The 17,342-nt window shown below is 62.8% G+C and carries 16 protein-coding genes and 1 tRNA gene; 5 read left to right on the top strand and 12 right to left on the bottom strand.

Going from position 1 to position 17,342, the window contains the following annotated elements; translation table 11 throughout:
- Positions 1-736: 736 nt before the first annotated feature.
- The 6 genes from thyX to E8L03_RS20820 all read right to left on the bottom strand — a co-directional run bounded on the left by thyX (position 737) and on the right by E8L03_RS20820 (position 5,396).
- Complete coding sequence (gene thyX / locus E8L03_RS20845) at positions 737-1,465, bottom strand: FAD-dependent thymidylate synthase (RefSeq protein ID WP_144305015.1); 729 nt, start codon at positions 1,463-1,465, stop codon at positions 737-739.
- A 9-nt stretch (positions 1,466-1,474) separates the two neighbouring features.
- A complete protein-coding gene (gene ruvB, locus E8L03_RS20840) occupies positions 1,475-2,434 on the bottom strand; it encodes a Holliday junction branch migration DNA helicase RuvB (RefSeq protein WP_144305034.1) in 960 nt (319 codons plus the stop codon).
- Between the two features lie 200 nt (positions 2,435-2,634).
- The gene (ruvA, locus tag E8L03_RS20835; protein ID WP_171268403.1) at positions 2,635-3,231 is read right to left on the bottom strand and encodes a Holliday junction branch migration protein RuvA; all 597 of its coding nucleotides are present in this window, start codon (positions 3,229-3,231) and stop codon (positions 2,635-2,637) included.
- Between the two features lie 74 nt (positions 3,232-3,305).
- Positions 3,306-3,833, bottom strand: coding sequence for a crossover junction endodeoxyribonuclease RuvC (ruvC, locus tag E8L03_RS20830; protein ID WP_144305017.1), 528 nt, complete (start codon positions 3,831-3,833; stop codon positions 3,306-3,308).
- A gap of 166 nt (positions 3,834-3,999) precedes the next feature.
- Positions 4,000-4,749 carry a YebC/PmpR family DNA-binding transcriptional regulator gene (locus E8L03_RS20825; RefSeq protein WP_144305018.1) on the bottom strand — a complete coding sequence of 250 codons (750 nt, stop codon included), beginning with the start codon at positions 4,747-4,749 and terminating at the stop codon, positions 4,000-4,002.
- A 44-nt stretch (positions 4,750-4,793) separates the two neighbouring features.
- Positions 4,794-5,396, bottom strand: a complete 603-nt coding sequence (locus E8L03_RS20820; protein ID WP_144305019.1) for an RlmE family RNA methyltransferase — start codon at positions 5,394-5,396, stop codon at positions 4,794-4,796.
- Between the two features lie 98 nt (positions 5,397-5,494).
- On the opposite strand from E8L03_RS20820, the gene E8L03_RS20815 reads away from it, so the two are divergent.
- The 4 genes from E8L03_RS20815 to E8L03_RS20800 all read left to right on the top strand — a co-directional run bounded on the left by E8L03_RS20815 (position 5,495) and on the right by E8L03_RS20800 (position 8,269).
- Positions 5,495-7,144, top strand: a complete 1,650-nt coding sequence (locus E8L03_RS20815) for a glycosyltransferase family protein (RefSeq protein WP_171268402.1) — start codon at positions 5,495-5,497, stop codon at positions 7,142-7,144.
- 204 nt (positions 7,145-7,348) lie between these two features.
- Positions 7,349-7,424: transfer RNA gene (locus E8L03_RS20810), tRNA-Ala, on the top strand.
- A gap of 174 nt (positions 7,425-7,598) precedes the next feature.
- Positions 7,599-7,784: a type II toxin-antitoxin system HicA family toxin gene (locus tag E8L03_RS20805; protein WP_171268401.1), complete on the top strand. Its 186-nt coding sequence runs from the start codon at positions 7,599-7,601 to the stop codon at positions 7,782-7,784.
- A gap of 77 nt (positions 7,785-7,861) precedes the next feature.
- Positions 7,862-8,269: a type II toxin-antitoxin system HicB family antitoxin gene (locus E8L03_RS20800; protein WP_171268400.1), complete on the top strand. Its 408-nt coding sequence runs from the start codon at positions 7,862-7,864 to the stop codon at positions 8,267-8,269.
- Positions 8,270-8,413: 144 nt separating this feature from the next.
- Here the strand turns inward: E8L03_RS20800 and E8L03_RS20795 are convergent, their stop codons facing one another.
- Genes E8L03_RS20795 through gnd form a run of 4 tightly spaced genes read right to left on the bottom strand, consistent with a single transcriptional unit; the run spans position 8,414 to position 13,706 of the window.
- Positions 8,414-9,280: a transaldolase family protein gene (locus E8L03_RS20795; protein WP_171268399.1), complete on the bottom strand. Its 867-nt coding sequence runs from the start codon at positions 9,278-9,280 to the stop codon at positions 8,414-8,416.
- A 40-nt stretch (positions 9,281-9,320) separates the two neighbouring features.
- Positions 9,321-11,177, bottom strand: a complete 1,857-nt coding sequence (locus tag E8L03_RS20790; RefSeq protein ID WP_171268398.1) for a transketolase — start codon at positions 11,175-11,177, stop codon at positions 9,321-9,323.
- A 21-nt stretch (positions 11,178-11,198) separates the two neighbouring features.
- Positions 11,199-12,782 (bottom strand): glucose-6-phosphate dehydrogenase, encoded by a 1,584-nt coding sequence (zwf, locus tag E8L03_RS20785; RefSeq protein ID WP_144307010.1) that lies wholly within the window; start codon positions 12,780-12,782, stop codon positions 11,199-11,201.
- A 12-nt stretch (positions 12,783-12,794) separates the two neighbouring features.
- Positions 12,795-13,706 carry a phosphogluconate dehydrogenase (NAD(+)-dependent, decarboxylating) gene (gene gnd, locus E8L03_RS20780; protein ID WP_144307011.1) on the bottom strand — a complete coding sequence of 304 codons (912 nt, stop codon included), beginning with the start codon at positions 13,704-13,706 and terminating at the stop codon, positions 12,795-12,797.
- Positions 13,707-14,096: 390 nt separating this feature from the next.
- On the opposite strand from gnd, the gene E8L03_RS20775 reads away from it, so the two are divergent.
- The gene (locus tag E8L03_RS20775) at positions 14,097-14,504 is read left to right on the top strand and encodes an Ig-like domain-containing domain (RefSeq protein ID WP_171268397.1); all 408 of its coding nucleotides are present in this window, start codon (positions 14,097-14,099) and stop codon (positions 14,502-14,504) included.
- A 72-nt stretch (positions 14,505-14,576) separates the two neighbouring features.
- Here E8L03_RS20775 and E8L03_RS20770 read toward each other — a convergent pair whose 3' ends face one another.
- Positions 14,577-16,187, bottom strand: a complete 1,611-nt coding sequence (locus E8L03_RS20770) for a sensor histidine kinase (protein WP_171268396.1) — start codon at positions 16,185-16,187, stop codon at positions 14,577-14,579.
- Positions 16,184-16,879, bottom strand: a complete 696-nt coding sequence (locus tag E8L03_RS20765; RefSeq protein WP_171268395.1) for a response regulator transcription factor — start codon at positions 16,877-16,879, stop codon at positions 16,184-16,186. The genes E8L03_RS20770 and E8L03_RS20765 overlap by 4 nt, the downstream gene beginning before the upstream one ends.
- Positions 16,880-17,342 lie beyond the last annotated feature (463 nt).

Genomic DNA, 17,342 nt, shown 5'->3' with positions numbered 1-17,342 from the left:
GCGTGGGGTGATACGTCGGTGCTCTGAATCCGACAAGGCGGATTATGGCAATCCTGTGTCTGGTGGCAGGCATGGCTTTTCCCAAGCATCAAATCACTATAACATATCAAAATAGCAGCAGAATCCTCTCAATCCATGCCCTGCTTCAAAGATTAAGGATTCTTTATGTACAACGATTTTCATAGCCTCGCCCCCATCTTTTCCACACCTGTGAAAATTATTTTCCACAGACTTAATTTGACTATGCTCTCTTTTTCGGACTTTTTTTGTACTTTTCGTGTTCCAGGCTCCTGTTGCACTTGTGACTAAACTGTGAGATAGGGCGACTCCGCACACACTCTCTGCGCTGCAATGTTAGGAAGCGGCACGGGCTCTACGTTTCACGGAGAGGCCTCGCCGGACAACTCTGCCTTGGCGGCAGCCGAACACCGACATCGGACCTGATATTCTTTTTATCTAATAAAATTATACGGATGACTGATTCTTACAATTGTAACACGACACCACCGTAGCAACCGCGCGGCCCTTTTGCCAGGTATAATCAGCCTTCCTAAGCTGCGGCATGGTGCCCCTCTTGCCCCGGAACAATACGAGCGATTTCTGGGGAAAAAAGCACACGCCGGCGTTAGGGTATAGTGCTCCACCCCGAGAATACGGCCAAATTCCGCGATTTCGGACAACGAGGAGCAATAACCGCTCTACGGCCATGCCCAAAGGCAGGTATAAGTCGGGAAGCCTAGTCGCGCGTGGGGTAGCGACCGCAGCTGAACTTCTCCCCTTCCGGGCAGTAGCCCAGCCGCTCGCACTTGGCGCCGGCTGCGTCGAAGATCACGGGCACGGCCTCGCGCACCAGGGCCAGCATCTTCATGGCCAGGCCGCGTATCTCCCACTGCGCGCGCATGCAGCAGCGCTGCTCGAAGAAGTTAATGAGCGTGCGGCAGTTCATGGAGACCACAATCTTGGACTCCGCCGCCTGGGGCAGCACAAAGCGCGCGTCCTCGTTGGCCTTGGGCCCCCTGCGGCCATTTTCCTCAAGGATCGCTTTCAGGTCGCGGTAGGCGCTGCCCACCTCGTCCAGGAACTTCTCGAAGCGCTCCCTGGCCTCCGGAATGCGGCCGATGTGCGGCGGCAGGATGTAATCGAAGTTGCTGCCGTCCACGTAGCGCTGGCTCTGCTGGGAGTAGGAGGCGATGCGGTGGCGCACCAGCTGGTGCGTCAGGGCGCGGGACACGCCCTCGATGGCGAAGGTGAAGGAGACATGCTCGATGGGGCTGGTATGGCCGGACTCCAGCACGTTGCAGACGAACTCCGCCTGCTTGTCCTTGTCCACCTCGCCGGCCAGCAGCTTGGGCCACATGTCGCCCACGAATCCCTTGTGGTAGCACTGCCGGAACGCGGCAAAGATGAGCGAGAGCGCTTCCGGTGTATGGGCCAGAAGCTCCACCCGGCTTTCGACAGCGGGCATGTCCGCCTCCTAGAATATGTTCAGGTGCTTGTAGGCGCGCGCCGTGGCCACCCGGCCGCGCGGCGTGCGCTTGATGAATCCGCGCTGGATGAGGAACGGCTCGTAGATTTCCTCGATGGTCCGCACTTCCTCGGAGCAGGCCACGGCAATGGTCTTCACGCCCACGGGGCCGCCACCGTAGTGGTGGATGATGACCTCCAGGATCTTGCGATCCATCTGGTCCAGGCCGTGCTCGTCCACGTCCATGCGTCCCAGGGCCTGGGATGCCGCCTCGGCGTCCACCAGGCCGTTGCCGTGCACGCTGGCGAAGTCCCGCACCCGGCGCAGCAGCCGGTTGGCGATGCGCGGCGTTCCCCGCGCCCGGCGGCCGATCTCCAGCGCGCCGTCGTCCGTGATGTTGATGCCCAGAATGGCGGCCGCGCGCTTGACGATGCGCGCCAGATCGTCCGGCGCGTAGAACTCCAGCCGCAGGATAACGCCGAAGCGGTCGCGCAGCGGCGAGGTGAGCAGGCCGAGCCGAGTGGTTGCGCCCACCAGGGTGAAGGGCTCCAGATCTATCTTCACGGTGCGTGCGGCCGGCCCCTGCCCGATGACCAGGTCGAGCTTGAAGTCCTCCATGGCCGGGTAGAGAATCTCTTCGACAGCCGCCGGCATGCGGTGGATCTCATCCACGAACAGGATGTCCCGCGCGCCCAGGTTGGAGAGGATGGCCGCAAGATCGCCGCCGCGCTCCAGCACCGGGCCGGAGGTGGGCACGATATTCACGCCCAGCTCCGAGGCCATGATCTGCGCCAGGGTGGTCTTGCCCAGGCCCGGGTTGCCATAGAACAGCGCATGGTCCATGGCCTGGCAGCGATCCCTGGCCGCCTGCAGATAGACGGAGAGGTTCGAGCGCAGGTCATCCTGGCCGATGAAATCGTCCAATCGTTGCGGCCGGATGGTCTCGTCGCCCGGCGCCTTGCCGGGCATTTGTTCTGGAGGCATGCGCTCTGTCATGAAAAAATCCGGTGCGTCATCGCTGAGCGTTGAAAAAGACCTTGTATCATAGGCTGTTCAGAAATCATGCTGCCAAGGCGCACAAAACGTTCAAGGCCGATGCGTACATAGCAATACGTGAGGGTTTGAATTTTTTGAAGCAACACAACCGGCATAGAGGTGTGGGCAGCCTGTTATCGCTTGGCGGCCAGCCGCTTGAGCGCCGCACGCAATGCCTCGGCCACGTCCAGGTCGGCGTCATCCGCCAGAGCCTGCTCCACGGCCGGGCGCGCTTCCTCTTCGGAATACCCCAGGTTCACCAGTCCTGTCACCGCATCGCGCAGCACGCTTCCGGCCGGACCGGCCGCCGGCAGGCCGCCCACCGTGTCCTTGAGCTTATACTTGAGCTCCAGAAAGATGTGCTGGCCGGTCTTTTTGCCGATGCCCGGCACCTTGGTGAGCGCGGCCACATCCTCGTCCGCCACGACGCGCCGCAGGTCGTCCGGCGAGTACATGGAGAGGATGGCCAGGCCGGTCTTGGGGCCCAGCTTGGAGATGGAGATGAGCATGGCGAAGAGCTTGCGCGACTCCCAGTCCTCGAAGCCGTACAGCTCGATGGCGTCCTCGCGCACGATTGTCTGTACATACACTGTGAGCTGCTCGCCACGCACGGGCAGGCGCGCAAGCAGCGGCACGGGTGCGTAAAGCTCATACCCCACCCCGCCCTCGGTAACGAGGACCAGGGAGCTCTCGCCGACTTCCAGGAGACGTCCTTCCAGATACGCTATCATGGCTATGGGGTCCGGGCGGCCTGTTGCGGCCCGCTGTTTGGAAAATCGTGATCGTCCGCGGCCGCGCCTGGGGCTCACCGCATGCCGCCTGCCGCTTCGGTAAGTCTGGCCAGCCGCCGGGAGTTGAGATGGCACACGGCCATGGCCAGGGCGTCGGTCACGTCCGCTGGCCAGCTCTCGCACTCCTGCCGGGCTTTGGTGCCCAGCACCTGCGCAACCATGTAGGCCACCTGGTTTTTGTCCGCGCGGCCCGTGCCCACAATGCTCTTCTTGACGGCCATGGGGTTGTAGCCGCGCACCTCCAGACCGTGCACGGCGCAGGCCGCCATGGCCGCGCCGCGCGCCTGGCCAAGCTTGAGCGCCGAGGTGACGTTCTTGTAGGTGAAGACCTCCTCCATGGCCACCTCGTGGGGTCCGTACTGCTCGATGACCTTGGCGATACCCTTGTAGATCTCGCCCAGCCGCTTGGCCATGGTAGCCTTGGCCGGAGGACGGATAGCCCCGGCCGCCACCAGCACGGCCTGGCCGGAAACCTCGCGCACCACGCCGTAGCCGGTGCAGCGGGTTCCGGGATCTATGCCCAGGACAATGACTTCAGCCATGGTGTGTTACCCCAGCACGCTGCTGTAAAGAACCGTATCCGGCACGCTGTTCAAAAACCGCGCTGGCGCGACGCGCGGAAAGCTCACGACCGACGCATCCATAGAAGCACGCGAGGGGTTGGACCTTTCGAAGCAACGCAGCCGGCGTAGGATTCCGGGCAGCCTGCTAGCCCTCCAGCTCGGCCATCACTTCGTCAGGGATGTCGAAGTTGCCGTGCACGTTCTGCACGTCATCCAGCTCGTCCAGAACCTCGATGAGCTTCATCAGCTTGCGGCCGTTGTCCGCGTCCACCTCGATGGTGTTCTGCGGCACCATGGAGGTTTCGGCCTCCTCGGCCGTGAGCCCGGCTGCCTCGAAAGCCTCGCGCAGGGTCTCGAAGTCCTCGGGCGCGCTGTGCACGGTCCAGGCGTCGCCGTCATCCACCACATCCTCGGCCCCGGCCTCCAGCCCGATCTCCATGAGCTGCTCTTCCTCGGCCTGGTCCTTGGGGAAGGTGAACACGCCCTTGCGATCGAACATCCAGCTCACGCTGCCGTTCTCGCCCAGGTTCCCGCCGTGCTTGGTAAAGGCGTGGCGCACCTCGGAGACCGTGCGGTTGCGGTTGTCCGTAGCGCACTCCACGAGCAGAGCCACGCCGCCCGGACCATAGCCCTCGTACGTGACCTCTTCGTAGTTCTCGCCCTCTATCTCGCCGGTGCCCTTCTTGATCGCGTTCTCGATCTTGTCCTTGGGCAGGTTCACCTGCTTGGCCGCGGCAATAGCCGCGCGCAGCCGGGGGTTCATGTCAGCATCGCCGCCGCCGGCGCGCGCCGCAATGATGATCTCCTTGGCCGCCTTGGTGAACTGCTTGCCCTTCTTGGCGTCCTGGCGCCCCTTGCGGTGCATGATGTTGTGCCATTTACTGTGTCCAGCCATACGTATCCTCCTGATGCGGTCTCAAATTCCGGACCGGACGCGGCCTATGCGTCCTGGCCACCTTTGAAGCCGAGACCCACGTAGAAAATCTCTTTGCTTTCGCTGCGAGAACTTTTTGGTTTGAATGTTTTCACGGACCGGAAATGCTGCATGAGCTCGTGGCGGTAGGCGTCCGCATCCGGCCCCATGAAAATCTTGACCACGAAATTGCCGCCATTTATCAGGCAATTGTGGGCGAGCGCAAGGGCCTCTTCCACCAGATTCATGGAGCGCGCCTGGTCCGTGAACTTGTTGCCCGTGGTCTTGGGCGCCATGTCGCTCAGCACGATGTCAAAGGGCGCATACTCCTTGAGAGCGCCCAGGAACCCGGCCCTGGGCTCGAACACGTCGTCCACGAAGAAGCGCACCTGCTCCGGAAACTTCGTCTCGGTCTCCTGCAAGTCCACGCCCACGACGACGCCCTTGCTCCCCACGCGCTCGGCGGCGTACAGTGTCCACGAGCCAGGGGCCGCGCCGAGGTCCAGCGCCTTCATGCCCGGCTTGAGCAGGGAGAAGCGCTTGTCCATCTCCTTGAGCTTGTACACGGAGCGCGCCGGATAGCTTTCCTGCTTGGCGCGCTTGAAGTAATGGTCGCGATATTTTTTCATAAAGCGGCCAACCGTACCCCAAAGCCGTGCAAGAGCCAAGATGGCGGGGCGCACGACGCCGCGCGCAGACACTTCCAGGAATCGCAAGCACATAGACCATGCCCCAACGACCAGCACGGTTCACCATCCGCGACGAATCCGGTCGCACGCGCACCCTCTCCGGCCATCCGGGGCAGTTCGTCTTCATCCCGCCGCCGTCCGCCGGACCGGGCGGAGCCACGCCGGGCGTCATCCTGGGCCTGGGCCCGTCCCCGGCCACGGCCATCGGCATCCTCAAGCACAATCTGCACGGCGCCGCCCCCATCCGCTACGTGGAGGCCCCGGCTTTCCAGGAGCAGATGGACGCGCGCTGGTCGCGCGGGATTCCGCTGGGCACTTCCGCCCTGCCTTGGCCGCGGGACACGCCGGACGCGCCAATTCCGGACGAGGTAAAGGAGCTGCTGCGCAGCGCCGCACTCCTTATATATAAGAGCGGGCTCAGGCTGTTCCCTTCGTTCTGGGCCCCGGTGCTCGCCGCGGTGCGGCTGGCGCGGGCCGGGCTGCCCATGGATGCGGCCGCAGCCTCCAATGCGCCGTCATCCGCACGGTCTACGAACACTGCCTGCCGCGTACTCATTCCCGGCACGCCGCACGACCTGCTGCGCCAGGAGCTAACCCACGGCTTCACGGCCGCCGGTTGCGAGGTCGCGCAGCACGACATCCCCGCCGGCAGCGAGCCCTCGACCACCGCCGCCCTGCTTTCATCTCGTCGGCCCGACCTCTTTTTCAGCGTCAACTTCCGCGGTCTCGATCCCCTGGGCGAGACGTTCCACCTGCTGCGCCGCGCCGGAACGCGCACCGCCGTGTGGTTCGTGGACAACCCCTTCCACCAGCTCTCGGGCATGGACGCGCCTTTCTGGCAGGAGATCCCGCTGTTCGTGACCGACGCCTCCTTCATCGAGCCCTTGCGCCGACATGGCGCGCGCGAGGTGCACCACCTGCCCCTGGCCGCAAGCCCCGGCATGTGCAACGCCGCTGACTTCAAACCATCCGCCCTGCCCATACCAACGGCCACGCTGGCCCAGGAGACGGTCTTTGTGGGCCGCTCCTCCTTCCCGGAGAAACGCAACTTTTTTGCTGGAATACAGATTCCACCAGACATTGCGACCAAAGCCCGCGCCATGCTCGCCAGTGGCGAACGGCCGGACTTCTTCTGGTGGGCCGAGCGGTTGGGGATAGACACCTTCTGGCCGGGCAAGGCGGTTCGCGCCGCCGGTCTGGGCGCCGAGGAATCGTCCCTGGCCCTGCGCATCGCAGCCGTGACCGCCGCGGCAGAGCACGGGCCCACGCGCGTGTTCGGCGACGAGGCCTGGCGCGGGCTCCTGCCCGAATCTTCGCAGCTCTCGCTCTCCCAACCGGTGGATTACTACGGTCCGCTGGCCGGCATCTACGCCGCCGCGCGCTGCGTGCTCGGTGCCACCAGCCTGCTCCTGCCGGCCGGGCTGACCCAACGCCACTTCGATGTCTGGGCCGCCGGCGGCCTGCTGCTCACCGACGCCACCCCCGGCCTCGACATCTTCCCGCGCGAGCTTACCACACCCGTCACTTACGCCTCGCCCGCCGACATCCCGACGGCGCTAGCCCGGCTGGAACGCGAGCCCGCCACCACACGCGCACTCCGCGACGCCTGGCGCGCGCTTATTCTGGAATCACACACGTATGCGCATCGCGCGCGGAGCGTGCTGGAACTAATTGGATTAACATATTAATATAGCTCCAGCAGCCCGGTGGATTGGTACAGAGGGGCGCTGCCCCTCAGACACTCCGCAAGGAGCCAGTGGCCCCTTGACCCATCTCTGGGTCCAGGGAGCAATGCTCCCTGGTGGGAGCCCGAGGGTGAAACCCTCGGACCAAACAGAAGTAAAACTCTCTTGCCCTTTGTCACGAGACTCGCTAAGGTTCTTGCTTCCCGTGGGGACGTAGCTCAGCTGGGAGAGCGCTGCCTTCGCAAGGCAGAAGTCGGGAGTTCAAGTCTCCTCGTCTCCACCATATGGAATTTCAAGCCCTTACGAGCATGACTCGTGAGGGCTTTTTTTCATTGAGTACCGAGGTAGCTTCGAGAAATAATGCTCTTCTCGCTCGGCTGCCCTAGCATCTTCATAATCTGTACACAAAAACTGCCCACCTATTGACGTTCGATCGCCCTGTGTGTATTTTATACACATGGATAGCAGGGAAGTCATACAACGGCTGAGAGATGCAGGCTTTGAGCATGTATCCACCAAAGGCAGCCATAAAAAGTTCCGCCGGGGCGATAAAATGGTGATCGTCCCTGATCCGAAAAAGGATATTCCGGCCGGCACCCTGCGCAGTATTTACCGTCAGGCCGACCTACCCTGGCCCCCTTGATAAGGGTTCGGCACGGGCCGTCTAGACATAAGTCCTCGGCAAATACTTAACGAGGGCAGAACAGACAAGGGACCCGTATGCATTATCCGATCATTGTTGTTCCGGAGCCGGAGCAGCAGGCGTACACCGCCGTTGCTCCCGACATCGGCGAAGTCGCGTCGTTCGGAGATTCCATCGAAGAAGCCTTGGCAAACCTGCAAGAGGCTGTGGAACTCTACCTGGAAGACGCAGAAGAAGCACCCCAGCCATCCAAACTGGAGGCCGTGCTGGAGCACGAAGAAGTGCGAGAACACGGCGGCGTGGTGGCATTCGCAGATCTTGATCTCTCATTCCTGGACCGCAAACCGGTTAGGCTCAACGTGAGTCTCCCCAGCGGATTGGTTAAGAAGATCGACGAGGCAGCCCGCAAACGCGGCATGACTCGTTCCGGCTATCTGGCTTGGGCCGCAGATCAAGCGATGGCGAGGAGACAGGCAGAATGCTGATTAATTTTCTCTGACCAGGGACCTTGTCCCGAAGTCACATTTCCTGTTCCCAGACATAATAAAGGCGCCTTCGCATCATGCGAAGGCGCCTTTATTATGTCTGGCGAGCCGCCGTTAAAAACAGGCGGCCAGTATCGATAGCCTTTATTTTCCCAGCAGCTTGTTCCAATCCTTGGTAAACTTCTCCATGCCCTGCGTGGTCAGGGGATGGGTCAAGTCGAAGCTCGTCCAGTCCGCCTCCAGGTCCAGGTCCTCGTACGGCAGCGGCTTCAGGCCGTGGGGATCGTAGGCGTATGCCTCGCCAGGCAGAGGCGAGCCCTTCTTGGCCCACTCGTCCAGGGTCTCCAGCTTGGCCGTGATAATGTCCGAGCCCAGGTGCAGCGCCTCCATGAGGTGGGCGTCGTGGCGCACGCTGGCCGTGAGCACCATCACGTGGCCGTCGCCCTTCTTGTACAGCTTCAGGAGGTTGGCGATAAAGCTCATGCCGTCTTCGCCGCGGTCATCCAGCCGCCCCACAAAGGGCGAGATGAAGACCTGACCGCGCTTAGCCCCGCGCGTGGCGCTATACACCGCCGCGGCCTGCTTCAGGCTGAAGCACAGGGTCATGTTGACGCGCATGCCTTCCTTCACGGCCTGCTCGGCGGCGCGGATGCCTTCTTTCGAGGAGGGCAGCTTGATGTGCGCGTTGGGAATCCAGCTATTCATCGTCCGGCCCTGCTCCAGCATCTCCTCGGCCGTGGTGTTCTCGTCCGCGTAGACCTCAATGGACACGGAACCGTCCGGAATCAAGCTGGAAATCTCCTGCACGATGCCTTTGTAGAACTCCAGCAGCTCAGGCTCGGTAAAGGTCTCGCCGCGGTCCATTTTCTCCTGGGCGCGGGGGTTCTTGGAGACAAAGCTGGGGTTGGTGGTCTGTCCGTCCAGAAACCCCAGGGACTTGATGATGGCGCGGGTCTCGTCCGGGTCGCCGCCGTCGATGAATATCTTGGTATTCAGTTCCTTGCGTGGCATGTCCTCTCTCCTTTCATTGAGTGAACGCGCAATGCGCTGCTCAGCCGGCTATGCGCATGACAACTTCGATGATGGCTTCCTTGTCGATGCCCTCGAAGGCCATGAGCTCGGCTGGCTTCCCGCTTCTCGGCTTCTTATGTACGGCCAAAACATGAACCGGGCAAGGATCGGCAGCGATTGCAGCCATTACTGCCTCGCCGATGCCGCCGGACGCGGAGTGGTCCTCCACGGTGATGATGCTGCCGGTTTCCCGCGCAGCGATGGTTAATGTCCCGGCATCTATGGGCTTTACGGAGTAGAGGTCGATGACGCGCACGCTGACGCCGCGCTCGGCCAGTACATCCGCCGCGGCCAGGGCCTCGTGCAGGGTAATGCCGGCCGCCACGATGGTCGTCTTGTCGTCATTGCTCTGCCGCAGCACCTTGCTGCCGCCCAGGGGGAACTGCTCGTCGTTGGCGTAGAGCACCGGCGTTTTGGCGCGGGTGGTGCGCAGATAGCTGATGCCCTCGTACTTGAGGGCCTCTTCCACCAGCCGCTCGGCCGATACGGCGTCCGAGGGATAGAGTACGGCGGAGTCCAGGATGGTGCGGAAGTAGGCAATGTCCTCCAGCGCCATCTGGGAGGGGCCGTCCTGGCCGATGGATACGCCGGCGTGGGAGCCGGCAAAAAGCAGCTTGGCGTCGGAGTAGCGCGACATGCGCACCTGGTCGTAGGCGCGCTCCATGAACGCGGCGAACGTGGAGACGCACGGCGTGCGGCCACGCAGCTGGAGCCCCAGCGCCGCGCCCACCATGTTCTGCTCGGCGATGTACATCTCGAAGAAGCGGTCCTCCGCCACCTTCTTGATGTATTCGGCTCTGGTGGAGTTGGAGACCTCGGCGTCCAGGGCCACGAGGTTGGGCATTGCCGGGGCCAGACGCTGCAGCGCGTTGCCGTAGCCCGAACGCGTGGCCACCTCCTCGCCCTTTTCGTAGTGGAGAGGCTTGGCCTCGCCGTCTTCGCGTTTGGGTGGATGAAGCGCCTCGGGCTCGGCCAGCTCCAGGGTGAAGGGGTCGGGCACGCCGCCCATCTCGGCCACGGCCTTTTCGAACTCATCCCAGGGCAGCGGCTTGCCGTGCCAACCGTTCTTGTTCGCCACGTCCGAGACGCCGGCGCCCTTGGTGGTGTGGGCCACGATCATCAGCGGACGGTCCCGGATGGCGAGAATGGTCTCGTACGCCGCAGCGACCTGCTCCACGTCCTGGCCGTCCTCCACAGGCACGGCCTGCCAGCCAAAGGACTCCACGCGATCCACATAGGCGTCGATGTCCCAGCCGTACATGGTCTCCCCGCGCTGGCCCAGCCGGTTCACATCGATGATGCCCACGAGGTTGTGCAGCCCGTAGTGCGCGGCAAGCTGGATGGCCTCCCACTGGGAGCCCTCGGCCATCTCGCTGTCGCCCAGCAGCACAAAAGTGCGATACGGCAGCGCATCCAGGTACTTGCCGTTTATGGCCATGCCCACGCCGATGGAAAGCCCCTGCCCCAGGGAGCCAGTGGCGGCCTCGGTGTAGCGGAAGCGCCGGGTAGGATGGCCCTCCAGCGGGCTGTCGAACTGGCGGTAGGTCTGCATCTCCTTCCAGTCCAGGCCGCCGGCCGCCGCCCACGTGGCGTAAAAGAGCGGCGAGGCGTGGCCCTTGGAGAAGATGAGCCGGTCGTTATTGGGGAAGGACGGGTCCTGCAGGCGGTAGCGGAAGAACGGCTCGCCGGTTCCGCTGCGGCCGAAGAGCAGCGCGACCATGAGCTCCACGCCCGAAAGCGAGGACGTGGGATGGCCCGAGCCGGCCTTGGTTGTCGAGGACAGGATATGATAACGCATCAACGTTGCGAGTTTTTTCTGTGTGGCGATGTCTGCCATGTCTGACTACTCCTCGAAAATCTATGATGTTGACGTGGTAACGTCTGCAAAGAAGCCTGGATGCAGCTCGCACGCCTCGTTTGGCCCCCAGCTTCCGGCCTTGTAGCGGTGCAGGTGGCGTTCCATGGTGCCGCAATCATCGCACATCTCCAGGATGGGAGTGAGGAAGCCCCAGGTGAGCTCCACGCCGTCCTGCCGCCAGAAGAGCATCTGGTCGCCCATGATGCAATCGAGCAGGACCTTCTCGTACGCCTCCAGCTCCGGCCCGACGCCGGACTCCTTGAAGCCGTAGTGCATGTACACCGGCGAGAGGCACAGCAGCGGCGCGGGCTGCTTGGCCATGAAGTACATGTGGATGACCTCGTCCGGGTAGATGCCCAGGAACAGCTTGTTCTGCTCGATGCTCTGCTCCACCACGCCGCGCAGCATGGAGTGGGGGATCTCCTTGAACTGCACAACGATACGCGAGACCTTATCCGCCAGGCGCTTGCCCGAGGTGATGTAGAAGGGCACGCCCTGCCAGCGCCAGTTGTCCAGATAGGCGCGCAGCATGGCGAACGTGGGCGTGTTGGAATCTTCCGGAACGTTCTTCTCCTTGCGGTATGCGGGCACCTTCTCGCCGTGCACCGTGCCGGACATGTACTGGCCCAGCACTAGGTCCTTGAACTCCCGCTCCACGTCAAAAGGCCGCAGGCTGCGGTACACCCGGGTCTTCTCGTCGCGTACGCGGTCGGCATGGAAGCTCGACGGCGGGCTCATGGCCGAGAGCGCCAGGAGCTGCATCATGTGGTTCTGGAACATGTCGCGCAGCACGCCGGCTGTGTCGTAGTACCCGGCGCGGTGGCCCACGCCCAGGCTCTCCGCCGCAATGATGGAGACGTAGTCGATGTAGTTGCGGTTCCAAAGCGGCTCGAAGATCGCGTTGGCGAAACGCAACATCAGGATGTTCTGCACGGTCTCCTTGGCCAGATAGTGGTCGATGCGGAAGATCTGGCTCTCGGAGAAGCTGCGGTGCAGGGCTGCGTCCAGCTCCCGAGCGCTGGGCAGGTCGTGGCCGAACGGTTTTTCCACGACAATGCGCGGCCAGCCGCTCTCCTGGCCTGGAGCGGCCAGACCGGCGTCGCCCAGGTGGTTGGCGATGGTGGTGTAGAGCTCAGGCGGCACGGCCAGGTAGAAGAGCCGATTGCCCTGCGTCTCACCATTTGCCTTTTCGTTCTTGTCGATCTCCTGCAACCGTTTTTCCAGCGACTTGTAGCCGTCGAGCTCGTCGTACTCCAGCGTGTGGTAGTACAGACGCGAGGCGAGCTTGTGCCAGAGGCCATGGTCGAAGTTGGGCGCGAACTCCTCCAGGGCCTCGCGCATCTTGTCGCGGAACGCGTCGTCACCGTACTCGGTACGGCCAACGCCCATGATCACGAAGCCGTCCGGCATGTCCTCGCTGGCGTACAGCTTGTACAGCGCCGGAAAAAGCTTGCGCGAAGTCAGGTCGCCCGTGGCGCCGAAGATGACGATGGCGCACGGCTCCAGCTTCGGCATCGTACTGCACTCGAAGGTCCCGGAACGATCCGCGGCCAGCAGCTCCTTCGGATCTTTTGAATCACCCATGCTGTCCGCTCCTCAATCTTTATGTTTCATGGCGTGGCCGCCAAACTGGTTGCGCTGCGCCGCGAGGATGCGGTCGGCAAAGCTGGACTCGTCGCGGGAGCGGAAGCGCTCCATGAGCGCCAGCGCAATGACCGGCGCCGGCGTGGCTGTATCCACGGCCTGCTGCACGGTCCAGCGTCCCTCACCGGAGTCGTCCACCCACGCCGCGATGTCCTTGAGGCCCGGGTCTTCTTTGAACGCCCTGCCCGTCAGCTCCAGCAGCCAGGAGCGGATGACGCTGCCGTGGTTCCACATCTCGCAGATCTCGGCGTAGTCCAGCTCCTCGCGGAAGTCCGATTTTTCCAGGATGTTGAACCCTTCGGCATAGGCCTGCATGATCGCGTACTCGATGCCGTTGTGGACCATCTTCACGAAGTGGCCGGAGCCCGGCTTGGCCCCGCAGTAATAGTAGCCCTTGTCCGGAGCCATCGTCTTGATGGCCGGCTCCACGTGCTCGAACGCCTTGCGCGGGCCGCCGAGCATCATGCAGAACCCTTCCTCCAGACCCCACACCCCGCCGGAAACGCCCGCGTCCAGGTAGTGCACGCCTTTTTCCGCGGCCTTGTCGTGTCTGGGCTTGTCGTCGTGGAAGTTGGAGTTGCCGCCGTCGACGAGGATGTCGCCTTCCTGGAGCAGGCCGAGGAACTGGTCCACATGCTGATCCACTACCCCGCCTGCCGGTAGCATGAGCCACACGGTGCGCGGCGGTTTCAGATGCTCCACCACCTCCTCCAGACTGCGGGCGGCGAATCCGCCCTCCTCTATTGCCAGAGCCTCGGTCTTCTCGAATGTGCGGTTATACGCCACCACGTCGTGGCCATTGCGCAGCAGCCGGGCGGCCATGTTGCGTCCCATTCTGCCGAGGCCGATCATCGCTATCTGCATGGTGCATCCATCCTTAGTATAGGTGATACGGACATTACTTCTCAATTCTTCATCCATACCATATTTATCTCCGAATTCCACCTGTTGCACCCAGAATCGCCGCATTCTGCCCGGAAACGGAGCGGCAATGTGCCGTTGCAGCGGCGGAAACGCCGTAAGGACGCCATCCGACCCCATTTTCGCTTAATGGCTCCATAAAATTTGACGATTTTGCTCTGGAATAGAATCGCGAGGCGCATTCCGGAGCGACACCGCGCCGAATGCAGCTGGAACGCCTGCACATGCTTTATGATTTGAGTATGTTGTGGTACAGACATTGTACTGTGTGTGGATTCACCCCTGTCGCGGCCGGCCATGGCCGCTTCCACCCCACGTATCGGAGGTTCCGCCATGCCTGCTTCAAAAACAATGACGATCGTGTTCCTGGCAGCCTGTCTGGCCGTGTTCATCGCCCTTCCGATCTTGGCTGCGGATAACGAACTGCCGCAGGTTGCCTCCACCTCCCCTGCCAACGGCGCGCAGAATGTGGCGCCCGGCAAAACCGAGCTCCGCGTGACCTTCAGCAAGCCCATGCGCGACCAGAGCTGGTCGTGGGCGTACGAGGACCAGGCCACATTCCCGCAGATAACCGCGCAACCCCACTACGAAGACGGCGGCGTCACCTGCGTTCTCCCCGTACTGCTGGAGCCGGGCAAAAGCTATGTGATCTGGCTGAACACGGCGAATCTCCACAACTTTACGGATGAAGCCGGCAACGCGCTGCCGCCGTACCGCTGGGAGTTCCACACCGGGAAGTAGAAAGGGATTGCCGGGAAGGATACCCGCGGCGCGGCCCGGCGATTCCAGCCGGAGACGCCGTGGAAGAGGCCGCTACCGCGCGTTTTCCGCCGGCAGGGTGATGACGAAGGTCGCGCCGCCTACCGTTCCGGGCTTCAGCTCGATCGCACCCTTGTGCGCGGTCAACAGCGCCCGCACAATGCTTAGGCCCAGTCCGGTGCCGCCGTTCTTGCGGTTGGTGGTGAAGAACGGCGTGAAGACCTTGTCCACGTTGGCCGGGGAGACGCCCTCCCCGTTGTCCGCAATGATGAGCTCCACCACCGGCCCCTTGCGCCGCGCCTTGTAGCGCACGCAGTCCGCGCCGTGCTGCTGGCTGTTGTCCACAAGCGCGACGATGATGGTCTCCAGCACGTCCGGCGCAATGCGCGCGCGAACGCCGCCCTCAGCGGCCACCTCTATTTCCATGTCGGAGTCCTTGAAGCTCTCGCGAATCCGCAGCCCCATAGCGGCGATGTCCGCCGACTCGTTGGAAGGCTCGAACACATCGGCGCGGGCAAGCTCCAAAAGCCGCGACACCAGCCGCTGCAAGCGGTCCGTATCCTTGGTCATGTTGACCAGGAATCGCTCGCGCTGGGCCTCGGTCATGTCGCCCAGATGGGTCTGCAGCAGCTCCACCGAGCCCTGGATCGCTGTGAGCGGCGTCTTGAACTCGTGGGACACGTGCATGGCGAAGTCGCGGATGTACTGCGTGCGGTACTCGATGTCCTCGGCCATGGACTGGAAGGCGTCAGCGAGCTGCTCCACCTCCTGGGCCATGAACCGCCCGCGCGGGAAGCGCTCGACCTTCTCCCCCCTGGCCAGGGACCGCGCCTTGCCGATGAGCGCGCCCACCGGCCGGGTGATGGTGTACGAGGTGAGCAGACCGAGCAGAACGGCCACGGTCAGCAAGCCCAGGCCCAGCAGCAGGACCATGGTGCGCTTCTCGTACAACGCCTTGAGGATGCTGCGTGGCGTACGCGAAAGATAGACCGCGCCCACGATGCGCTCCTGGAAAAAGATGGGCATGGACACGAAGACCCGAATGTTGGAGCCGCGGCTGATGGAGGTGAGCGGCGGCCGCGGCGTGTCGTCCCGGCGCTCGCGGATGATGCTGTACGCCTCCCCTCTCAGCGCGTGGCCGATCTCCCGGATGCGCGCCAGGGAGTTGCCCTGCTCATACCCCGTGCTCGCCACGATCAGGCCCTGGTAGTCCACCACGCGGATGCCAGCCAGGGTGGTGCGCTGCACGTCTTTCAGCACAGGCAGGATGGCGCCGCTGACGTCCAGAACCAGCGGATCGGGCACGGCATCCACTGTCTCGGCCTTGGCCCTGGGCTCGTAGATCCAGTCCTCGAACAGATCGATGGTCGCCGGAATGGGATGGTACGGCTCGTCCTTTTCCTCCTCCATCTTCTCCTGCACTTTGGCAGGCGCGGGTATGCCCAGCCAGACCTCGTCACTCCCGGCAATCTCGTACAGCCGCTGCCTGTACATGGCGGCGATGAACGCGCCCTGCACCAGCAGCTCGGACTCGGTCTGGCGTACCAGCTCGTTCTCGTAAATACGCAGAAAGTAGATGGAGCCCAGAGGCAGGATGAGCACGAGCAGGTTCACCACCAGCAGGATGGTGCGCAGCCGGGGCCGCCTTTTCCCGTGCTCCCTCACCGGCACGTTCCCAGCTTGTAGCCCACGCCGTGCACGGTCTCGATGACGTGACCGCCGCCCAGAGCCGCGAACTTGGCGCGTACGCCGCGCACGTGGCTGTCTATGGTGCGGTCGCTCACGGCCACGCCCTGGTCGTACACCCGGTCCATGAGCTCGTCGCGGGTGAACGCCTTGGTGGGATGGCGCAGCATGGCCTGCAGCAGCGAGAACTCCATGGCCGTCAGCGGTACGTCCTCGCCGTCCCACGTGGCCACGTGGCTCTGGACATCCAGCGCAACCAGGCCGCGGCCCAGCGGTTTCCCGGACACACTCTCCACCGGAGAACCGCCCTTCTTCAGCCGGCGGAGGATGGCGTTGACTCTGGCCACCAGCTCCCGCGGGCTGAACGGCTTGACCACATAGTCGTCCCCGCCGATCTCCAGCCCGATAACCCGGTCGATCTCGTCGTCGCGCGATGTAAGAAACACGATGGGCGTGTCCGCATGCTTCCGCAGCTGCCGGCAGACCTCCAACCCGTCCATCTCCGGCATCAGGATGTCCAGAATCACCAGATCCGGCCCGGCGCTCCTGAACTGCTCCAACGCCTCGGCTCCGTCCCCGGCCTCGGCCACGCGCATGCCGGTCTGCTCCAGAGCAAAACGGATCACATCGCGGATATGGGCGTCGTCGTCGACCACGAGTATCGTATGCATGCGATTTCCATAGAAGAGGTGCGCTGTTATTGCAACATTCCGGGCTGTAAAGGACGCTTCTGACTTCCGGGGGACGCTGTCCCCCAGGCCCCCTGCCGGGGACCAATGGTCCCCGGACCCCAATATTTGGGTCCAGGGAGCTAAGCTCCCTGGCGGGTGCCCGAGGGCAGAGCCCTCGGAGCTCTGCGCTGTGTGCGGGGGACAGCACGAACACTACCCCAACAGTATGCCGAACATGAAAAGCACGATGAGCAACTGGAAGAATGACCGGAAAAATACGTGCTTAATGGCCATTGACCCTATCAAAGCTGCACATAAGATCGGTTCCAACAACCGTGCTGGCAACTGCAAAGAACCATCCAGGACCTTTATAAAAGGTATGAGCATCAATGAAACGAGACACTTCCATCCACACTCTACATAACCTTCACGCATTACGACCTGCGTTGCCCCCACCATAAGC

Origin of the sequence: Oceanidesulfovibrio marinus (assembly GCF_013085545.1) — a bacterium.
Classification (GTDB): Bacteria; Desulfobacterota; Desulfovibrionia; order Desulfovibrionales; family Desulfovibrionaceae; genus Oceanidesulfovibrio; species Oceanidesulfovibrio marinus.
Note: the sequence above shows the minus strand (reverse complement) of the source record. Positions and strands in the feature narration are given on the sequence as shown.

What these genes read in the sequence shown, in the direction of transcription:
- E8L03_RS20765 (WP_171268395.1), bottom strand. Translation starts at nt 16,879, where the DNA reads ATGCATACGATACTCGTGGTCGACGACGACGCCCATATCCGCGATGTG.
- gnd (WP_144307011.1), bottom strand. Translation starts at nt 13,706, where the DNA reads ATGCAGATAGCGATGATCGGCCTCGGCAGAATGGGACGCAACATGGCC.
- E8L03_RS20795 (WP_171268399.1), bottom strand. Translation starts at nt 9,280, where the DNA reads ATGCCACGCAAGGAACTGAATACCAAGATATTCATCGACGGCGGCGAC.
- E8L03_RS20790 (WP_171268398.1), bottom strand. Translation starts at nt 11,177, where the DNA reads ATGGCAGACATCGCCACACAGAAAAAACTCGCAACGTTGATGCGTTAT.
- thyX (WP_144305015.1), bottom strand. Translation starts at nt 1,465, where the DNA reads ATGCCCGCTGTCGAAAGCCGGGTGGAGCTTCTGGCCCATACACCGGAA.
- E8L03_RS20800 (WP_171268400.1), top strand. Translation starts at nt 7,862, where the DNA reads ATGCATTATCCGATCATTGTTGTTCCGGAGCCGGAGCAGCAGGCGTAC.
- ruvC (WP_144305017.1), bottom strand. Translation starts at nt 3,833, where the DNA reads ATGGCTGAAGTCATTGTCCTGGGCATAGATCCCGGAACCCGCTGCACC.
- E8L03_RS20805 (WP_171268401.1), top strand. Translation starts at nt 7,599, where the DNA reads ATGGATAGCAGGGAAGTCATACAACGGCTGAGAGATGCAGGCTTTGAG.
- E8L03_RS20825 (WP_144305018.1), bottom strand. Translation starts at nt 4,749, where the DNA reads ATGGCTGGACACAGTAAATGGCACAACATCATGCACCGCAAGGGGCGC.
- E8L03_RS20820 (WP_144305019.1), bottom strand. Translation starts at nt 5,396, where the DNA reads ATGAAAAAATATCGCGACCATTACTTCAAGCGCGCCAAGCAGGAAAGC.
- ruvB (WP_144305034.1), bottom strand. Translation starts at nt 2,434, where the DNA reads ATGCCCGGCAAGGCGCCGGGCGACGAGACCATCCGGCCGCAACGATTG.
- zwf (WP_144307010.1), bottom strand. Translation starts at nt 12,782, where the DNA reads ATGGGTGATTCAAAAGATCCGAAGGAGCTGCTGGCCGCGGATCGTTCC.
- E8L03_RS20815 (WP_171268402.1), top strand. Translation starts at nt 5,495, where the DNA reads ATGCCCCAACGACCAGCACGGTTCACCATCCGCGACGAATCCGGTCGC.
- E8L03_RS20775 (WP_171268397.1), top strand. Translation starts at nt 14,097, where the DNA reads ATGCCTGCTTCAAAAACAATGACGATCGTGTTCCTGGCAGCCTGTCTG.
- ruvA (WP_171268403.1), bottom strand. Translation starts at nt 3,231, where the DNA reads ATGATAGCGTATCTGGAAGGACGTCTCCTGGAAGTCGGCGAGAGCTCC.